Raw genomic sequence first — 20,073 nt, 5'->3', positions numbered from 1 at the left:
GCTGTCTCTGTTACGCCTCGCGCAGGTTCTGCGCCGCCTTCACCATATTGGCTAACGCGCTGCGAGTTTCCGGCCAGCCGCGAGTTTTCAGGCCGCAGTCCGGGTTAACCCACAGACGCTCGGCCGGAATACGGTCGGCGGCTTTCTTCAGCAGGGCCTCGATCCACTCCACGCTTGGCACGTTCGGGGAGTGAATGTCATACACGCCCGGTCCGATTTCGTTCGGGTATTCGAACGCTTCAAACGACTCCAGCAGCTCCATATCCGAACGCGAGGTTTCAATGGTAATCACGTCCGCATCCAGCGCGGCGATGGAATCCATAATGTCGTTAAACTCGCAGTAGCACATATGGGTGTGGATTTGGGTCTCATCCTTCGCCACCGCGGCGTTAATACGGAAGGCTTCCACGCCCCAGGCCAGATATGCCTCCCAGTCGCTGCGGCGCAGGGGTAAACCTTCGCGCAGGGCCGGTTCATCGATCTGAATAATGCCGATACCTGCCGCTTCGAGGTCCGCCACTTCGTCACGCAGGGCCAGAGCAATCTGCTTCGCAATGGTTTCGCGGCTGACATCCTCACGCGGGAAGGACCAGCAGAGAATGGTCACCGGACCGGTCAGCATCCCTTTCACCGGCTTGTCGGTCAGAGACTGGGCGAACTTCGCCCACTCCACGGTAATCGCTTCCGGACGGCTGACATCGCCAATCACCACCGGCGGCTTCACGCAGCGGGAGCCGTAGCTCTGTACCCAACCGTTCTGGGTAAAGACAAACCCGTCCAGATGCTCGCCAAAGTATTCCACCATATCGTTACGCTCGGCTTCGCCGTGCACCAGTACGTCCAGACCCAGACGCTCCTGCTCAACGATCGCCTGTTTAATATGTTCGGCGATGCCGGTGCGGTAGTTATTCGCATCCAGGTTGCCCTTTTTGAAGTCCAGACGCAGGCCGCGGATCTCGGTGGTCTGCGGGAAGGAGCCGATAGTGGTCGTCGGCCAGGCTGGCAGGTTAAAGCGGGTACGCTGGGCCTCGGCACGTTGGGTATAGGGGCTGGTCCGCTGGCTGTCCTGGGCGGTGATCGCCGCCAGGCGTTTTTCCACCGCCGCATTGTGTACGCGGGAAGAGTGGCGGCGAGCCTGAATCGGGGCGCTCCACGCCTCCAGCGGTGCGGTATCGCCCGAACGCAGCGCATCGCGCAGCAGCGTCAGCTCGGCGCATTTCTGCAGGGCGAAGGCAAACCAGCTTTTCACTTCGTCATCGAGCCGGGTTTCGACGCTGAGATCGATAGGGCTGTGCAGCAGGGAGCAGGAGGAAGCCACCCATAGATCGCGCTTACCTGCGATATCTTTAATCTGCGCGTATTTTTCGCTGAGATCGGCGCGCCAGACATTACGCCCATTGACCAGACCGGCCGAGAGCAGCCACTCGGACGGCAGGCGCTTGTGCAGCTCCGCCACGTTATCTTTGCCGTGGACCAGGTCAACGTGCAGACCCTGCACCGGCAGGCGGGTGATGGTATCCAGGTTCGGCGTCACGCCTTCAAAATAGGTGGTCAGCAGCAGCTTAAGCTTGCCGGTAAGCGCGGTATAAGCCGGTTTAAACGCATCCAGCCACGCCTGCGGCAGCTCCAGAACCAGCGCCGGTTCGTCGATTTGCACCCACTGGATGCCGCGCTTCGCCAGCTCGCTCAGCACCTGCTGATAGACCGGGAGGATCTCCTGCAGCAGCGACAGGCGATCGAACGGTTCGCCCTTCACTTTGCCCAGCCACAGATAGGTGATCGGCCCGAGCAGAACCGGCTTAACGTGGTGGCCCAGCGCCAGCGCCTCATCGACTTCGTCAATCAGCTGGGTCCAGGTCAGCGTAAACTGCTGGCCTTGGGTGAATTCGGGGACCATGTAGTGGTAGTTGGTGTTAAACCATTTGGTCATTTCTGCCGCGGCCGCCGGTTCACCGGTCGGCGCACGTCCACGACCGATACGGAACAGGGTGTCGATATCGACAGAGCCGTCCTGGTTCTGGTGACGCGCCGGGACGTTGCCCAGCAGCAGGCTGGTGGTCAGGACATGATCGTACCAGGCGAAATCGCCCACCGGGAGCAGATCGATCCCGGCCTGCTTCTGCTGATCCCAGTGGCGGGCGCGCAGCTCGCGACCCACCGCCAGTAATTCTTCACGACTGGAGTTGCCCGCCCAGTAGCTCTCTTGCGCTTTTTTCAGCTCGCGACGCAGACCGACACGAGGAAAACCGAGGGTGTGATTCAGAATTGCCATTTTATGCCTCCTAATTGGTTGAAATCCGAAGGATTTCGGATTTAGGGAAGGCGGCAAACTCATGAGTCCCCGGGAGCTTACATCAGTAAGTGACCGGGGCGAGTGAGTGCAGCCAACGCACCATAAATTCGAAAGACAAAGGATTTTGGACGTCCAGATGTTTACACTTCCATATTGTGAAGGTACTGTATAATCCTCAAGCGCAAATTGTTCACGCCGAAGTGAAGGACATTCATGATCGAGATTAAACACCTGAAAACGCTGCAAGCGTTACGGAACTGCGGGTCTCTCGCGGCGGCAGCGGCCACGCTGCACCAGACACAATCCGCCCTTTCTCACCAGTTCAGCGATCTGGAGCAGCGACTAGGCTTTAAGCTATTTGTCCGTAAAAGCCAGCCGCTGCGCTTTACGCCGCAGGGCGAGATCCTGCTCCAGCTGGCAAACCAGGTCCTGCCGCAGATCGGCCGCGCCCTGCAGGCCTGCAGTGAGCCGCAGCAAACCCGACTGCGCATCGCCATCGAATGTCATAGCTGTATCCAGTGGCTGACCCCGGCGCTTGAGCAGTTTCGTGAAAGCTGGCCGCAGGTGGAGATGGACTTCAAATCCGGCGTGACCTTCGACCCGCAGCCGTCCCTGCAACAGGGCGAGCTGGACCTGGTTATGACCTCTGATATTTTGCCGCGCAGCGGGCTGTTCTATTCCCCGATGTTCGATTTTGAAGTACGTCTGGTGCTGGCCCCGGAGCATCCGCTGGCGCAAAGAACGCGTATCACGCCGCAGGATCTGGCCGATGAGACGCTGCTGATCTACCCGGTCCAGCGCCAGCGTCTGGATATCTGGCGTCACTTCCTGCAGCCGGCCGGTATCAGCCCACAGCTGAAAAACGTCGACAATACCCTGCTGCTGATTCAGATGGTGTCTGCCCGGATGGGCCTCGCGGCGCTGCCGCACTGGGTGGTGGAGAGTTTTGAGCGCCAGGGTCTGGTAGTAACCAAAACCCTGGGCGAGGGATTGTGGAGCCGACTGTACGCCGCCGTGCGCGATGGCGAGCAGCGTCAGCCGGTAACGGAGGCCTTTATTCGCTCAGCGCGGAACCACGCCTGCGATCATCTCCCGTTTGTGCGGAGCGCGGAGCGACCCAGCGGCGATGGACCCACAGCGACGCCATTATCACCGACCCGCCAATAATAAAGCTCGGCCAGTGCGGCTGCTCCTGCCAGATGGCCAGGTTAACCAGCAGCCCGGCCGGGACGTGTACGTTATTCATAATGCCCAGCGTACCGGCATCGACCTGAGTGGCCCCGTAGTTCCACATAAAGTAGCCCAGCCCTGATGCCACCGCACCCAGCCAGATCAGCACGCCCCACTGCAGCGTGGTGGTCGGCAGTTTCTGCGGATTCCCGAGCATAAACCAGGCGATCACCGCCACCACAAACGCGCCGGTATAGAACCAGGCAAAGGCGTTGTGCTGCGGCATCGGATGCACTTCCATCAGACGCTTATAGCCCACCATCCCGATAGCAAAGCTGATGTTCGCCAACTGGACAAACATCAGGCCGGTCCAGAAATGATCGCTGACTTTGTCGTAGCGAATAATAGCCGCACCAATCACCGCCAGCAGCGCGCTAAGCGCGTAGCCCCAGCGCAGCCGACGACGGCTAAGCACATCGTAAATCAGGGTGATATAGAGCGGCGTCAGCACGGTAAACAGCAGGAATTCCGTCACCGACAGGTACAGATAGGCCTGGAAGCTAAACAGATACATGATGCCCAGCTGCATCGCCCCGACCAGCATATAGAGCGACAGAACTTTCAGGCTCTGCCCGCGCGGACGCAGAAACGGCAGGAACACCAGCATCGCCAGCCCGACGCGCATCAGCACCGAGAAGTAGCTATCGACCTGCCCGGCGAGGTATTCGCCAATCAGGCTAAAGGAAAATGCCCACAGAATTGTGGTAACGATCAGTAACGGCACGGTGCTGTCTCTCAGAAGGAGTGAGGGCACATTGTAGCGAAGCTGATAAGAGGATGCGTGGGTATTTGGTTGACGAGTGGTTGTATATTAATCAATGGTAAATCTAAAAAGCAGGGGCAACTCCACTAACGTTTGCCGTAGCGGCCCGCAATTTTTCGGGATGTATGCAAAATCCGCAGGATACGCACCGCCGTTTTTTCCGCAACATAAACGATGATAAACGGGAAGCGGGGAACAACAAGCTTACGCTGTTTTGCTGTTTTCCCGGCTTTAACGCCTGCCAGGGGATTTTCCCTGAGGATGCTAACCATACTGACGAGTTTATCATCTGTCGCACTGGCGACTGGCAGACCCGCTTCCTGGTACAAATAGCGGAAGATGGCTTCCCTGTCCGCCCGCGCCCCTGTTTCCCACAGAATCTCTGCTGTCACAGCTTACCTCGCGCGGCCTGCGCTTTCAGTTTATCCATATGGCTGTTCATTTCGTCATCGCTGATGAACTGGCTTTCACCGGCATCATAGCGACTAAATGCCAGGGCTATCTCCTGCTCCAGCCAGACGTCGTGCTCGCCAGACTGATACTGACGCTCTTCTGCTGCCAGTTCTTCGGCACGCTGACGCATAATTTCCGTCAGACTTATTTTCTGGCGCTCTGCTGCCTGCATCGCCAGACGCTTGGTTTCTTCATCAATTCTGAAGTGGATTGTGCTCATTCCGCACTCCCTTTGTGGTGTCAGATGTGGTGTCATTATGGCCGTTATTTGCAGGCTTGTCAGGTCTTCTTCCTGGCTGATGCATGCAGCAGTGCGCACCCGCCGTGTTCATAATTTCACACCGTTTCTGCCCTTCTCATCGCATTTATACAATATAACCAGGGATTTCCCTTTATTGTCTCAACACCATACCAGGGCCTGTTTTAAGTAGGATCTGCTTAACAGGATCGTGTAAAGAGTCCATGAATCAGGTCGTTCTTTACCGGGTGCTGAGTCCCTAAGAGGCTAGCGGCGCGGACCCGTTAAGTGGTCGCGAAAGAAACAGGAATAATGTATTAGCGCGGGGCTGAAGTGTTAGCGCACTTCAACCCCGCTAACCACAACTAACTAAACAGGAGTTAATTATGGCTGACCGTGATTTTAAGTCAGAAGTTGCCGCAACTAAAGCACCACAGTCCCCTACCCGCTGCGAGTTTTACGATCGCGCGCGTAATAATTACATTCCGCTCCAGGGGGAATAGATTTCACAGGCGGGCTTTACGCCGGGTATACCAGTCAAAATCCGGGTGATGCCGGACTGTATTGTGATCACCACCCAGAATACCCGCGAGCTGTGGGGCTGCGCGGAAGGGTTAAGCGTCGCCAAATTCAGCAAACGGAAGATGAATCAGTGGATCAAAGCATTTCCCGGTGCGATTAACGATACCGGCGATGTGCCGGTGGTGAAGCGGGGTAATGGGAACGCGGTGTAAGAACTGATAAAACGCTCCCGGCCTGAATGGCCGGGACTCTCTCATTACACCCTTTACGCCAAACCAGTGGATGGCATTTTGAGTTTGCAGAGAGCCTGTCAGTAATTGAGCTCATAGCGTTCATCTTTAACAATATAAGGCTCTGCGATTTCGCTCCATACAACCAGAGCCATTTTCTGCCATTCTGTTGGGTTATTCTGTTTTGAAATACAATCCCGAATTAACTTAACTGATTGGTTAAATTGCCCTTTATCTAACTCAATAAATGAATAAAACTTTAAATACTCACCTTCCTCAGATTTTATCACTTCATGTAACTTAGGATATTTAGGCAGCAATGCTGCATCCAGCAGGTCACCAAATGCATCCCAGTAACTACTGTGAATAAATGCAGACGTAAAGCTATCCTCAATTTTTTCGATACGTTCATCTTTACTAAAAAGAATACAGGCACCCATTAATCACCTCATAATAATAATTTTATCTTGCTGTATTTTGGGTAGTGTCTTTATATATTCCATAAATATCTTTTTATTAGCAGGTGTTAACAATCTAAAATCAACACCATCAACCTGTTTCTGAATACTGGCCCGAATTTTCTCATCAGTTCTCCCAGCCAGGTTGAAAGTATTATTCTCAACGACTAACCTTGTACTGATTCGCCGTGAGCTTTTCTAACTTACCTTTATTAAAAAGACCCTCTAGATTTCGCTTTATTTTATATTTATCATAAAGCTCACTTGAACTGGACTCTAAAAACTGCTGAATTCTCCAGTCATCTATAATCCCATATTCAAAAGGATACACATGTGGATCGACTATGAGATGAGGTGATGGATTTTGCCTTATGAATCTGAAACCTAATCCATGACGTAAAAAAGACCATCCCTCACTATTTAATGTGACGCTCCCTTTTTTAGGAAAATCAATAAAATATTTGAAATCAACGGAGTTAGGATTAGCCTTTTTTAACTCAGTCGTAAGTTGTTCTTGTAAGAAAATGAAATTTAATATTACCTCATACATGATTAATACCTGAATTTATATTCTGCTGTCTAAATGAGCATCTGATCTCCAGCCTCTCTAGAGGTTACTTCATTAATTCTGAATGGAATTTTTTTATCCCAGCCAATTTTGCAGCAGCAGCTCAGTGATGGCCATCAATTATGATCATCTTTCCATTTGCCATAACCACATCAACAGATTGACTCTGATCGAAACCATTTTTTATATCATCAGTATAACGTTTAATATCTGGACCATATACTTCGCTTTTAATTTATGTTCCAAGTAAATTACCTAACTCAACTTATTTGACACTATTGGAGGTAGCAATATAACCTCTCCAGGTGATCGCGCAGCCACCGGCGCACTCATCGCGGAAAACAGATTGAGAATAATCTATCTGTGAACGCTCCGGTGTCTTCGTTTTTTCGTCCGGCTCGGTGGTCTTCTGCTGCTTCGCCGGATGCGTACTCGCATCTACCACCTGTAACACTCAGATGCCCACCCTGTGTATATATCTGCGTACTATTTTTGGCATATAATTAACTCTTTTAAATGCCGAAGACTGATATCATTCCTATCCATTTCGAGTTCATTACAAAGAGTTATAGCTAAATCGTATTCCGCTTGATTAATCGATACTTCATACTCACTTAAATGATCGCAAATAGTTTCGAAGGCTAATTCCGTTTCACCATGACCTACATAGTTAATCGCATCTTGAAGTAGCTCATTGTCTAAACGATCTTTAAAAAGATTGCCAAACAAAACTATTTTTCTATCTAATTCATTCATTTGTGATTAATCCTATTTTTTTATTGGCTTATAAGCAGCTGGCACAGAGGCATTATCAGGAAAAGCTGTAACAACCTTACCGGTTGCTGGTTGAAAAACAACTCTCACTCTGACCCCATCCCTTACTTCGTATGAAACCCAATTAGCAGGCTTCCCTTTACTAGTATAAATACCACCTGTTCCTGTCTGAGCGAACCACTGAGTATCAGGGGAAGTAGCTATGTCTCCGACATCATTGATAATTTTCTCTGCCGACCAGTTATTCGGGAAAGCAGTTTTTCCTGGTCGTCCAGGGAACTGATGACCGCCACTCCCTGGCTTATCGCCATACAAGATATGCTGCTTCATCTCTGGAGATAAAATATCGACATATTCTTGCTTAAGAATCGGTTTATCATAAGGAATGCTATTGCCGTTGAATTTACCATCTATATGTTCAACATTCGTAACTGTTCCATCTGGTTTATAGCTAAACTCACCTTCGCCAGCCTTCCAGGTCAATGGTGGTGTTTCAGGTGTCATTTTTTCCGTTGACGCAATCCCATCTGTGACACTACTGGTTGTCTTTCCTCCCGGCAGACCTTTAGCAGGTATCAGTACTCCCGCAAGGACTCCGGCAACACTCTCCAGTGCTCTCTGATCGCCATTGGCTGCATTGATAGCCGAAGCTTTAATGCCCTCCCATGCGTCGCCGCTAATGATGGCGTTCAGCATACTTGCAGTTGCGGCGTCTTTCTTCGCTAAGTCACTTCGGGCCTGACTACAATACCCATCACCTGTCGCACAGGTAACCAACGCCGCCATCAAATCAAACGCGGTGTCCCCGCCAAGCATTGCCATATCGCCGGTTTCACTGGCAACATTAATCAGACCATTTGCAAGCTGAGATGCCAGATTTTTACCCAGTTTATCCCTAACCTGCTCCTTCCACCATTCGGCACTCTGCTTAACAGCTTCACGGGCTTCATCACCTTTCAGAGAGTTATTCTCAACTTCTACCCGTGCCGCATTCGCCCCACTGCCAATTCCCTGGCTGCTGCCTCCGGCCACGCTACCGCCCACCGCGCCCAGCGCAGTCACAAGGTTAGAGATAACCATTTTCTCGTCCGGGGAAAGCTTATCAGCGCTTTTATCGTAGAACGCCTGCGCCAACGCTTCCGCACTGGAGGCCGCAATAAACCCGCCTGCCGCACCCGCCGCGCTGTTCCCGCCCTGGGCTTTAACCAGCACCGCAGAGGCCAGCGTATGCAGCGCAATACGGGCTGCCGGGTGGCCATCGGCTACGTCCTTAATCAGGCCTGCTACATAAGGGGCTGCACCGGCTGCCATTCCGCTGCTGACGTTGCCGCCCAGCACGCCCGCCAGTAGTCCGGTCAGAGCCGTGCCGTTACGCCAGAACTCACTCCCGACGCCGTACTTTTCATCGACCTTTTTATACTGTTCCGATTTCTCAATCTTCGCGTTGATTTGCTCATCGGACAAGCCCTTAAGCTCGCCGTTCGCCTCCATCTCCGCGCGGATTTTCGCTTTCTCTTCTTCCTGCTTGCTCGTCCGCCAGGCATCCATCGCCTGGGTGCCCAGCGCGACGGCCTGAGTCTGGGTCTCCAGCTGGTCGCGGATTTTGTCCTTGTCGAAGTTGTTTTCCAGCGCCTGATGCGCATTCTCCGTATCACGGCTGAGGTCGGCGATATCCTGCTGCTGTTTGTCCTTATCGCGAATCACAATCTCGCCGTCAGCCACCGCGCTACGCGTGGTGCTGCTGTCGCTGTCCGAGACGCTGGCAAGCGAGGCGGTTGGCAGGCCGCTGGCGATCGGCTTCAGGCTGCCATCCTCTTGCTGCTGGACGCCGCCTGAGACGCTGACCGCATACTGGCTACCGCCGGATTTGGCCTTGTTCTCGATATCGGTCCAGCCGAGCGTCCCGGTGTCGAGACGGTTTTTATCCGCCGTGGCGTCGGAGGCGATGACGGCCCCGTCGAGCTGGGTATGCTCCCCGACATGGACATCAAACCCGCCCTGACCGGCAAAGATCCCACTCTGGTCGATGACCGATTTGTACTCGTTGGTGATCTTGCCGCCCGAGGCATTCGCCGTGCCCGAGACGCTGGATCCGGCGCAGATGGGCGGGACGCAGATACTGACGTTAACCCCTCCGGATTTATTTTTACTCTCGTAGTTCTGCTCGTCCTGCAGGCTGGCAATGGTCAGGTTCCGGCCCACATCGACCGCCACCTTGTCCCCCTTCAGCTCGGTGCCTTTCAGGGTGGTGTCGCGACCGCTGTTCACCGTCAGGGTCTCATCCGCCACAATCTGGCTGTTGTGATGCACCAGGCCGTCGCCGTTCTCTTTATTGCTGTAAGTGCTGGCGCCCAGTTCGATGCTGAAGCCGTTCTGCTGACCGACAAGATTAAAGCCGACGCCAACGGAGAACTGGTTCCCACTAGAGCTGTTTTTCAGCGCCTCTTTATCCTGGGCGGTGGCGAGGATGATATCTCGCCCGGCGTCCAGGCTGACGTTCTTACCGGCAATATTCACACCCGCGCCGGTAATGTCCTTCTCGGCGCTGATATTGACCGATTCCCCGGCCTTAATGGTGGTGCCCTGCTGCTGCTGGCTACTGAAGTCCTGCTCCTGTTTCGAGGAACCTGCCGTGGCGCTGACCGTCACCTTCACGGCGGACGGATTCATATCCGACTGCATGGTCTGGCTGGCAATATTCAGCCCTGCCTGGGCGGCATAAATCGCCGACAGGCGCGGATCGCGATTCTCCTCGACCGAACGGGCAGCATTCTCTACTGCCTGGGCGGCACTCACCACCCAGCCGGATGCAGACGCTTTAACGCCATACTGCGTGTTGGACGATTCGCTGTGGCTTTTCAGAGTGTCTTCGCTGATGTCGAAACGCACGTTCTCGCCGCTGATATTGACCGACTTCCCGGCGCTGATATCCGCCCCGTCAATCGCCACATCCTTCCCGGCCGCAAGCGTCACGTCGCCGTCGCGGCTGGCAATCTGGCTGCGCAGCGTACTCTGCTGGTTCTGATCGAGCTGGGAGGCGTATTTATCCCGGCTCCAGCCCACGGTGCCGCTGTAGCCGTCGCCGCCGAGGCTGCCGATTTGCGTCTGACTGCCGCTGGTCTCTTTAACGACGTGGTTATTGCCGGTATCTACCGTAATCTCGCCGTTTTTCGCCGTCAGCATCAGGTCATTAATCGCCGCCAGCGAGCTGCCGGAGACGTTGACATGTCCGTCTTTGCTGTTGATATAGACGTCTTCGGCGGTAATCTGGCTCCCGGTCTGGGCGGTGGTTTCGTTGTATTCTTTGCTGTTTGATTTGCCATAGCCGAACGGCAGAATGCTGCTGCCGTTGTTCGGCCCGCCGCTGACGGTGCGGATCGCTGAGCCAATGGTCGGCATCGCCGTGGTGACGCTCCAGTTTTTGCTGCTGGATTCGCTGCTGCTGACCTGCTTATCGGTGGAAGCGGTAATATCGACATTGCGCTGGGCGTCGATAATTGCCGCCTCTTTCGCACCGATATTACTGCCATTAATCAGCACATCACCGTTGCCTTTACTTCCTGTCGCGGTGAGCTGTACATTGCCGCCCGACGAGAGCGTACTGCCGACGGCATATTCTCCGGCATAGTGCATTTCACTTTTCGATGACGACTGACCGTAGGTAAAGGGCATTGCGATCTTCATCGCACCGTCGAGGATATCAAACGCGGACGCAGCACCTTCCCCGGCGATGGTTTTCGCCTGGGTAATATTGCTCCCGCCGCTGGTTTTGGCGATATCGCGAATATTGCGCACCGTCTCCATAACCGGGTTCGAGATCGACACACCAAAGCCGCTGCTTTTGGTTTTCTGCTCGACCGAACCGGTCACCACATCTTTCCCGGCCACAATATCGATATCATTGGCTTTGACATCGATATGTCCGGTTTTACGCGTTGTGTCTTCCGTATCGCGTCCGGCAACCATATTGGCGGCTACCAGCGTGGCTTTATCCCCGGCTTCGACAATAATATTCCCTGCGGTGGTACCGATAACGCTGCGGGAGTCGCTTTGCGTGACCTGTGCGCCTTTACGGGTTTCCTGCGCCGACTGGGAGCCGATGGTGAAGCCCAGGCCGTTGCCGAAGAAGCCGCTTTTCGTTGTCTTCTTCATGCTGTAGTCGCTGGCCCGCTCGGTGGCAGCCTCGATGGTGACATCGCCCCCGCCCTTCAGAGCAATATCCCCGTCTGCCGCCACGGCAGAGCCGCGGATCAGCAGATCGTTGCCCGCCTGCAGCGAGACGTTATCGCCGCTTAACAGGGTCGACAATTCGTTGGTGGAGCTATGCTCTTCGACGGTGCGGGTGGTTTTTTTGCTGAGGAAACCACTTTTAATTTTGGTTTTATCTTCGAAGCTGTAATCGCTCTCGGTTGCGGTCAGCAGGCTGATATCGTTTTGCGCCGCAATACCAACATCTTTTTCGGCCAGCACCTGAGTCGCCTGACTTTTGACGTCATGACCGGCCACAATCACCGTATCGCCACCGCTGGTAATCTCCGTGCCCTGCTGGCGGACGTGATCGTTAACGGCCTTGGATAGTCCACCCCAATAGCTGTCACCCCAGGTGGTGGCCTCGGCCAGCAGATTAACGTCACGCCCGGCCTGCAAGCCAGCCAGCTCACCCGCTTTAAGGCTGGCAGCCTGGCTGGTCAGATCCCGCCCGGCGGTAAGGATGAGATTGTCTCCGGCGCTGATACTGCTGCGATCAGCCGAGGAACTGTAGGACCGGTCATAGCTGCTATAGCTATTCTTTGCGGTTTGTCCGGCATTCAATGAAAGATCGTTGCCTGCCGTCAGTTCCGCGCCTTTTGCCACGTCGACGTTGCTGGCCTGAATCGTCAGGTCATCACCGGCAGTGATATCCAGCTTGCCGCCTGATTCAAGGGTGCTGGCCGCGCTGGAACCCGACTTATAGTGCTGCCAGGCCGTATCAAATAGCGTGGCGTTATTATTGGCGAGAATATCAATATTGCTCCCCGCTTTAAGCACGGTATCACCGCCGGCACTCAGCGCAGCACCCGCCACACTGATATTTTTTCCCGCATTTAGCGACAGCGAATCCAGCGCGTCGATAGTGGCTTTTTCATCCTGTTCGATAAACAGCGAACGGTTCCAGCGCGAATCGTTGCGAGTCTGGGTCGTCAACGTCAGGTTATTGATATCGCCCTCAAGACTTTCCAGAGCGACCTGCTTGCCGCTAATCGCGGAACCAACATTATTAATATCGCTCACAGCGCTAAGCTGCAGCCCTTCACCGGCTTTGATAAGCGACGCATTGCGGTTATCAATACCCGTCTGGCTGTCGATCGTCATTCCCTGCTTCGCCAGCAGCGTACTACCGTTATTACTGACGCTATCACCCTCTATCGTCACGTTATTACCGGCAATGATACTGCCGTTATTAACGGCCACGTCTCCGCTGGCCAGATAGAGCTTCGGCACCAGAACGGTCTGGCCGTTAATGGTAGCCGCTTCCCACCAGAGCATACTGCGGTCGAGGGACGCTATCTGGTCGGCGGTCAGGGTAACGCCCGCTTGTAAGCCCAGCGACTGCTGTGCCGCTGCAGCGTTATCCATCAGATACTTCATCTGTTCCAGATCGGAACCCATACCGTTGATATAGCGGTTACCGGTCTGGCTTAGTACGGCATTGCTGACGTAGCGGGTATCGAATGCGGCATCACCGAGGATACGGTAGTCATATTCAGGCTTAAGGTTTAAGCGATCGAGGAAATAGGATGAGCCCAGGAAAGCATTTTGATCCGTATATTGCTGGCGCGTTTCGGCCGGTACCGCGTCAGGCTGCATATTTAATAGCTGGTAGAGATCGCCATAAACGTTTTTATCCAGCGCCCCCAGGCCATTTAGTTTAGGGTTAATCGCGATCAAATAGGGGCTGTCTGGTTTATCAGACACGGCGAAATAGCCATTATCGCCCTGCGGCAACGGATAGGCGCTGGTATCCAGAGGTTTAGCCTGCAGTCCACTAATCTGCTGATTCTGCCGCCAGGGGTTGTCATCCAGCACGGTCACGGTACCGTCGGCCGCGTATTTAATACTGCCCTGTGGATAGTCAGCCAGGTTGACAGTCCGTCCGTCCGGAAGATCCAGCGTGCTGCCGCCATTGACCTGCTGAAGCGCATTCTGCAGCTGGTCACGCCATTCCGGGCTATTAACCGCAATCGGTTTGAATTCAGTCGGCTCCGCCCCGTCAGTTTCCCCACTAAGTGTGAGCTGAACCAGCGTCTGCAGGCCAGGTCGGGTAAGGGTGGGTGCAATGGTGCCGCGTACCTCGGTCGACTCACTGTTATTGACAACGGTACCAAATCGGGTCGTCACATCGCCGTTAGACTGAATCACACCGCGCAGGGACGAACTTCCCTCCGTACGGTATTCATCGGTGGCGATAAAGGTAAGTGTGTCTCCATAGAGCGAATTTGTCGCCGTGCTGGTAAATGGCCACCCGTACGACACCTCAAACGTACTGTCAGGTGCGTTATTACTCTTATAATAAGGTGCTGCAGTATATTTTCGCCATACCGTCTGAGTTCCCGAAAGCCAGGACTGATTGTTTAAACGCTCACCCGTAAGCGACAGAGACTTCCCGGCCAGAATAGAACTGCCCAGATTATCTAGTGAGGTCGTGAGGCCGTAAAGATTCCCCCCTGCCGCGATCCGCCCTGCACTACCCGTCACCTCAGTGGTACTGGTGATCCTAGAAATCGCCGCTTCCTTCACCATTTCCACATTTTTAGGAAATGGTTCGGATACATACGCAGCCCCCTGGCCAAGAGCACCATGATGGAACTCTAGCGTTCTGTAATGAATCTCCTCCGGCGTAAAAATACTCAGCGGCAGCTCCACTGTTCCCGGCGAGTAAGACTTATAGCCCGTGGCTAAGTTTTCCGTTTTACTCTCACCCTGCGTAATCGACTCCCACTGATTCAGCAGATGCCCGGTCTTCAGCGTAATGTCACCGTTGGTGGTTTCGATGGTCCCGGAGGTATTCAGGATCTCACTATTGGCAGCGCCCGCTTTATCGCGCTGCATCCACAGGCTGTCGCCCGCCAGAATATTACCGCCCTGGTTTTTAATGCTGTCCGCCAGCAGCCAGAGGTTATTCGCCGCATAGAGCAGCGCAGTATTCACAATCGTTCCCGGTGCGCTGAGGGTCAGCGTGCCGCCCGTGCCGGTAAAGCCGTTGAGGGTAATATCACCGCGGCTAACCAGGTTGATATCGCCGCCGCCCTGCAGGGAACCGGTGCTGCCGATATCGATTCGGTCACCGGTCAGCGTGCTCGCGCCGTTACCGCTGGTCAGGGTGCCGTTATTGATCAGCGCCCCGTCGGCGCTGAGATCCAGCGCGTCGCCCTGCATGATACCGTGGTTTGTCAGTTCGCCGTTGCTGCTGACGTTGAGCTTTTTACCTGCGGCCAGGGTGCCGCGTCCGCTAAAGCTGTTCACCAGCTTAAGGGTTGCGTCGCCCAGCGCCACGACCTGGCCGAGCTGGTCAAAACCGTTGCTGCTCAGCATCAGGTTGCCGCCGCTCAGCAGTTTGCCCGCCGACTGCAGGTTGATCTGCTGCGCCGTGACGTTAAGCGCGTCGCTGCCCAGCAATGTCCCGTTATTACCGATATTCGCGGCATCAAGGATCAGATCCGTGGCCTGCAGCATACCGTTATTGGCCAGCGTCGGCGCGGTGACGGTGAGTGCGCCGTCGTTGAGAATTTTACCGTCGTTACGCACGCTGTCGGTGGCCATCAGGGTGGATGCATCCCCGCCCTGAATCAGGCCGTAGTTAATCAGTTCCGGTGCGATGAGGGTGACACCTTTCCCGCTGAGCAACGAGCCGGACGCGGTATTGGTCAGGCTGTCGCGCATCGTGAGCTTCAGGCCGTTGTCGCCCTGCAGGCTGCCGCTGTTGGTCAGCGCATTGCCGGTAATGGCCAGGGTATCGGCCTGGATACGCCCCTGGTTATCCAGGTCGGTGACGTTCAGGGCCAGAGAACCGCCACTCTGCAGGGTACTTCCCTGCTGCTGGGTCAGGCCATCGCTGAGATCGAGAGTGAGATCGTTGACGCCGCTTACGGCACCACCGTTGGTCAGGTTAGTCGCTTTCAGGGTCAGGTTTTTGGCGATCCATTCCCCCTGGTTGGTCAGGGTCAGCGCCTGCAGAGCCGCCGTTCCATTGGCGACAATCTTGCTGCCCTCAGCCGACGTCAGGCTATCGTCCAGTACCAGCTGCATATCACCGGCGCTCTGAATATCCCCGCCGTTGTTCAGCCGCTGCGCGTTAAGCAGGATATTTTGCCCCTGCCAGCTGCCGTTATTGGTGACGTTATCGCTGTGAAGGGTTAGATCGCCCTTGGTCAGCATCTCCCCGCCCTGCTCATTACGCAGCTCGCGTTCCGGCTTTGCCATTACCGCCAGCGCCAACCGTCCGGCCACGGCCGGAGCCGCCACCGTCAGAGCGTCGATACCAATCAGCTTACCACTGTTATTCACCTGCCCCTGGCTTAGGGCCAGAGTGAGCCCCTGCACGCTACCGCTGTTTTTCAGACGGTCGCCGCCGAGCGTGATATCTCCGCTGCTCAGAACGGTGCCCCGGTTGTCCAGTTCAGCGGCGTTCAGCTGCATATCGCCCTGGTTCATCAGCTCGCCATCGTTGACCAGCTGATTTGCGACGGTTGCCATCAGGCTGCTGCCGCCAACCAGCGAGCCCTTATGCTGCCAGTCGTCCGCGTCCAGGATGACCTGCTGGCCCTGCAGTTTACCGTCGGTCGTCAGCTGTCCGGCGGTCAGCGCCAGCGTACCGCTGGTGAGCGTGCGGCCATCAGCGGACTGGGTAATCGTGTTGCCACGGGCATTCAGGGTGCGGTTACCCTGCAATAGCCCCAGGTTTTGCAGACGCTCAGCCTCAATCGTCAGGTCATCAGCCATCAGGCGACCGCTGTTCAGCAGGCTGTTCGCCTGCAGATGCGTTGTTCCCTGACTGCGCAGTGAGCCGCTGTTTTCCAGCTTCCCGAGCAGGGTTGCCGTCACCCCCGCAATACCGTTAATGTCACCCCGGTTTGTCAGACTGTCGGCGTTCAGTTCCAGCTGCTGAGCCTGCCACTGTCCATCATTCCTGACATCATCACCGGTGACAGTCATTTTGCCGCCGCTGATAACATTGCCACCGGTCTGGTTCGCGAGATCGCCAAAGGTTGCAGAGAAGGTACTGTCGCCCTGAAGCGTTCCACGGTTGGTCAGCGTATCCCCGCTGACGCTAAGCGACTTCGCCGCCAGCGTCCCGGTATTATCCAGATGCTTTGCCTTCAGCGTAGCGTCTTCCGTCCCCAGCAGCTCTGCGCCCGCGTCGTTTGACAGCGTATCGCGAATATCCAGCGCCAGCCGGTCAGCCTGAAGGCTGCCGCCGTTATTGAGCTGACGCGCCTTAAGATCGAATGTCTCACCGACGTGCAGCAGTCCGTCGTTCTGCAACGTATCGAGTGTTAATGACAGCCCTTTGCCGCTGAGTAGCTCTCCGCCGCTGAGGTTGTTAAGTTTGTCGGTCTTTAGCGTCAGACCGCTTGTGCCCTGCAGGATGCCGCTGTTCTTCAGCTGCGGTGCGCTAAGGGAGAGCCGATCGGCCGCCAGGATCCCCTCATTCACAATGTCTGCCGCGTGAAGATCCAGCGTCTGCGCGCTGCGCAGCAGACCGCTGTTTTGCATCTCTCCGCTCAGGTTTGCCGTCAGGCCATCACCCGCACGGGCGGTCCCGCGGTTATTCCAGTCGTTTGCCGTCACGTCCAGCGTATTCGCCTGCAGCTCACCACGGTTATCCAGCATTCCGGCATCGAGGGTGGTGTTTCCGGCGCTGAGCATCTGCCCACCGACGTTATTTTTCAGCTCGCGTCCGTCCAGAGCCAGACGGTCATCACCCTGCAACAGGCCGCTGTTGACCAGATCTCCGTGCAGCGCCAGGACTTTCGCCACCACCTGTCCGGCGTTATCGGTCGCCGCAACCGTGATATCCAGACCCTGCTGACCGAGAATTTTTCCGTTGTTAGTCAGGGAACCTTTCACCTGCGCCGTCGCGTCCTGCGCGCTCAGGGCGACACCGTCATTACGCCAGTTATCCGCCGTAAGGTTCAGTTGCCCCGCCTGCAGGAGTCCCTCGTTTATCAGCTCGCCGCCGGTGAGGGTAAGCTGTCCATCGCTGAGCAGTTCACCATCACTAAGGTTGGTCAGAGTGTCGGCATCCAGATCCAGCTGGCCCGCCACAATCTGTCCGCCATTATCCAGCCGGGCCTGCGTTAACCGCATTCCGTCCGTTGCCAGCAGGCGTCCGCCCGCCAGATTGTCGACGCGGCCGTAGTCGGACGTCAGGGATGCAGCGTTAATCTCGCCACTATTGCTCAGGCGGTTACCGCTAAGCTGTAGCTGGCCGCCAGCACTGAGCAGGCCGCTATTGGTGAAATCAGGCAGATTAAGGGCGAAATCACCCAGGGTATGGATACTGCCCGATGCCCGGTTATCCAGACGGTTCCCCAGTAGACTCAGGGAGCCGGTGCCCTGCAGCAGACCGCTGTTGATAATGTCGCCGCTCTCCAGCGCCAGATCCGTCGCAGAGAGGGTACCGCCGTTATTCAGCGTATCGCCCGCATTAAGGTGGATCCGCTCTGCACTACTTTTTCCCCCATGCGTCAGCGTATCAGCGCTCACGTTCAGGGTCTGTTTCGCCGCCTGGGTGCCATTCAGTTTCGCATTTGCAGCCTTAAGATCGACGGTTTGTCCCTGGAGTCGGGCCGTGTCGTCGGTATTCAGTGCCTCGCTGTTCAGCGCCAGCAGGCCGCCTGCGTTAATTTCACCGGCAATATCGGCGCTGCGACCGGCGTTTAAGGCGACATCGCCCTCGCTGGTGGTCTGCGCGCCTTTGCCGCTGCTCAGCGTGTCGCTGTTAGCCGCGATCCCTTTACGACCGGAAAGCGTGCCGTTCTGCACCAGTTCGCCGGTGGTGGCGGTAAGTCCGCCATCCACCAGCACGCTGCCGCTGTTATGAATGCTATCGTCAAAGCGTAGCGCGGCGTCACCGCCTGCGCCCAGCGTTCCCGTTTGCGCCAGGCTACGGCCGGAAAGATCCAGCGCACCGGCGCTTTGCAGCGTGCCGCTATTGCTCAGCGTCTCGCTTTTTAGCGTGACCCCGTTACCCTGCAAAGTCCCCTGGTTATCAACGCGCTTGCCTGTGGCATCCAGACGCCCTTTTGCCGCCAGCGTCCCGCTGTTGGAGACGGTTCCGGCATTCAGGCTTATCGCCTGCCCGGCGGTCAGCTGTCCGGCGTTGTTCAGGTCGTTACCTTGCGCATTCAGATCGATGGCGCCTGCAGCGTCGGCAGTACTCGCTTTGTCTATTCCCAGACCTGTTCCCGTCAGGCGGATATTCTCCCCGGCGGTCACTTTGCCGCTGGCGATATCCACACGATCGCCCGCGTCCAGCGATACCGTTTTATCGCTGACCAGTGAGCCCTGTTTTAGCGCGATCTCGTTCTGCGCCGTGACCGTCGCCGCACCAGCGGCTTTGTTGTCCCCGCTGAGCTCCGCATTTTGCGCCTTAACCGTCAGCGCCCCACTACTCAGGCTGTCTTTCAGCACCAGCTTCCCGCTGGCATCGAGCTGAATATCCCCCTGACGCGCATTCAGGTTGCCAAGGTTAACCCCGACGCCTTTCTCGCTGGACACCAGATGAATACGGTTGGCGTACATCCCGCCCAGCGCTCCGGTATCGACTGCGACCGTCGGGGCTGTACCTTCGCCCTCAATGGCAGCCACGCTGCCGTCTGCCCCGACGCGGTTTGCACCGGCGGTGACCGTCAGGTCCTTCGCGTGGATCGCAGCGTTCACTTCCGTTGCCCGGGCGATAATCGACAGGGCATCGCTCTGGCTCGCATCCAGGCCTTTGCCTTCGACGGTAATGGTCCCGCCGGTGACGTTCAGCGCGCTCAGGTTGCCTTTATCATCAAACTGCGGTTTACCGGTGGTCAGGGTGGCGTTCGGCGTATTGATAAAGCCGCAGCCGTCGCAGGTGATGCCGTAAGGGTTCGCCACCATCACATTGGCCGCTTTCCCGGCGACCTCGGTGTAGCCCTGCAGCTGTGAACGGCTCCCGCCGGTGACTTCGTTGATGATGCCCCGGGCTTCCTGGCCGGGACGCAGGTTGGGGTTGTTCTGGATAATCCCGCCCAGCTGGGTCTGATTCAGCTGGCCGGTGGCGTTATTGAGGATCAGTCCCTCTTTGCCGACGTTGTAGTCGTTAAACTGATTATGGGAAATCCCTGCCCCGTTAGGCGTGGCGATATTCAGGACCGGCACGCCGTTGGCGGCGCTGTCCATGCTGGCCGGACCGGTCGGGCTGATGGCGGCGGCGACGGCCGGAGCCATTGGCTGCCAGACCAGGGTGCTGATGATCAGCCAGCTGATGGCGCGCTGGGAGAATTTCACGGGCAGAGAAGTGTTATCCATAATC

General features: G+C 55.9%; 11 protein-coding genes. 2 read left to right on the top strand and 9 right to left on the bottom strand.

Features of this window, described 5'->3' with window-relative positions; all coding sequences use genetic code 11:
* Positions 1–10: 10 nt before the first annotated feature.
* Positions 11–2,272 carry a 5-methyltetrahydropteroyltriglutamate--homocysteine S-methyltransferase gene (gene metE / locus EDF81_RS23175; RefSeq protein ID WP_123350524.1) on the bottom strand — a complete coding sequence of 754 codons (2,262 nt, stop codon included), beginning with the start codon at positions 2,270–2,272 and terminating at the stop codon, positions 11–13.
* Positions 2,273–2,506: 234 nt separating this feature from the next.
* Between metE and metR the strand changes: the two genes are divergently transcribed.
* Positions 2,507–3,460, top strand: coding sequence for an HTH-type transcriptional regulator MetR (gene metR / locus EDF81_RS23170; RefSeq protein ID WP_123350523.1), 954 nt, complete (start codon positions 2,507–2,509; stop codon positions 3,458–3,460).
* Here the strand turns inward: metR and EDF81_RS23165 are convergent.
* The 3 genes from EDF81_RS23165 to EDF81_RS23155 form a co-directional block, all read right to left on the bottom strand.
* Entirely contained in the window at positions 3,348–4,247 is a 900-nt protein-coding gene (locus tag EDF81_RS23165; RefSeq protein ID WP_123350522.1) for a carboxylate/amino acid/amine transporter, read from the bottom strand. The two genes, metR and EDF81_RS23165, sit on opposite strands and share 113 nt — an antisense overlap.
* Before the next feature lie 125 nt (positions 4,248–4,372).
* The gene (locus EDF81_RS23160) at positions 4,373–4,678 is read right to left on the bottom strand and encodes a type II toxin-antitoxin system RelE/ParE family toxin (RefSeq protein WP_123350521.1); all 306 of its coding nucleotides are present in this window, start codon (positions 4,676–4,678) and stop codon (positions 4,373–4,375) included.
* Positions 4,675–4,959, bottom strand: a complete 285-nt coding sequence (locus EDF81_RS23155; RefSeq protein WP_123350520.1) for a damage-inducible protein J — start codon at positions 4,957–4,959, stop codon at positions 4,675–4,677. Before EDF81_RS23155 ends, EDF81_RS23160 begins: the two co-directional genes overlap by 4 nt.
* A gap of 521 nt (positions 4,960–5,480) precedes the next feature.
* Here EDF81_RS23155 and EDF81_RS23150 point away from each other — a divergent pair.
* Positions 5,481–5,711, top strand: a complete 231-nt coding sequence (locus EDF81_RS23150; RefSeq protein ID WP_404851513.1) for a SymE family type I addiction module toxin — start codon at positions 5,481–5,483, stop codon at positions 5,709–5,711.
* 98 nt (positions 5,712–5,809) lie between these two features.
* On the opposite strand, the gene EDF81_RS23145 is transcribed toward EDF81_RS23150, so the two are convergent.
* The 5 genes from EDF81_RS23145 to EDF81_RS23130 form a co-directional block, all read right to left on the bottom strand.
* Positions 5,810–6,169, bottom strand: coding sequence for a hypothetical protein (locus tag EDF81_RS23145; RefSeq protein WP_221180840.1), 360 nt, complete (start codon positions 6,167–6,169; stop codon positions 5,810–5,812).
* A 3-nt stretch (positions 6,170–6,172) separates the two neighbouring features.
* Positions 6,173–6,307, bottom strand: a complete 135-nt coding sequence (locus EDF81_RS24400) for a hypothetical protein (protein WP_404851530.1) — start codon at positions 6,305–6,307, stop codon at positions 6,173–6,175.
* Between the two features lie 40 nt (positions 6,308–6,347).
* Positions 6,348–6,737: a DUF6896 domain-containing protein gene (locus EDF81_RS23140; protein WP_123350519.1), complete on the bottom strand. Its 390-nt coding sequence runs from the start codon at positions 6,735–6,737 to the stop codon at positions 6,348–6,350.
* A gap of 504 nt (positions 6,738–7,241) precedes the next feature.
* Positions 7,242–7,511 (bottom strand): MafI family immunity protein, encoded by a 270-nt coding sequence (locus tag EDF81_RS23135; RefSeq protein WP_123350518.1) that lies wholly within the window; start codon positions 7,509–7,511, stop codon positions 7,242–7,244.
* Positions 7,512–7,523: 12 nt separating this feature from the next.
* Entirely contained in the window at positions 7,524–20,069 is a 12,546-nt protein-coding gene (locus EDF81_RS23130) for a hemagglutinin repeat-containing protein (protein ID WP_123350517.1), read from the bottom strand.
* Between the last annotated feature and the right edge of the window lie 4 nt (positions 20,070–20,073).

Source organism: Enterobacter sp. BIGb0383, assembly GCF_003751845.1.
In the GTDB taxonomy this organism is placed as follows: Bacteria; Pseudomonadota; Gammaproteobacteria; order Enterobacterales; family Enterobacteriaceae; genus BIGb0383.
The sequence above is the reverse complement of the archived record's forward strand: the minus strand, read 5'-3'. Positions and strand labels throughout refer to the sequence as shown.

Bases quoted from the DNA above. Each gene is read 5' to 3' on its own strand.
- EDF81_RS23155 (WP_123350520.1), bottom strand. From the start codon at position 4,959: ATGAGCACAATCCACTTCAGAATTGATGAAGAAACCAAGCGTCTGGCG.
- EDF81_RS23135 (WP_123350518.1), bottom strand. From the start codon at position 7,511: ATGAATGAATTAGATAGAAAAATAGTTTTGTTTGGCAATCTTTTTAAA.
- metR (WP_123350523.1), top strand. From the start codon at position 2,507: ATGATCGAGATTAAACACCTGAAAACGCTGCAAGCGTTACGGAACTGC.
- metE (WP_123350524.1), bottom strand. From the start codon at position 2,272: ATGGCAATTCTGAATCACACCCTCGGTTTTCCTCGTGTCGGTCTGCGT.
- EDF81_RS23145 (WP_221180840.1), bottom strand. From the start codon at position 6,169: ATGGGTGCCTGTATTCTTTTTAGTAAAGATGAACGTATCGAAAAAATT.
- EDF81_RS23130 (WP_123350517.1), bottom strand. From the start codon at position 20,069: ATGGATAACACTTCTCTGCCCGTGAAATTCTCCCAGCGCGCCATCAGC.
- EDF81_RS23140 (WP_123350519.1), bottom strand. From the start codon at position 6,737: ATGTATGAGGTAATATTAAATTTCATTTTCTTACAAGAACAACTTACG.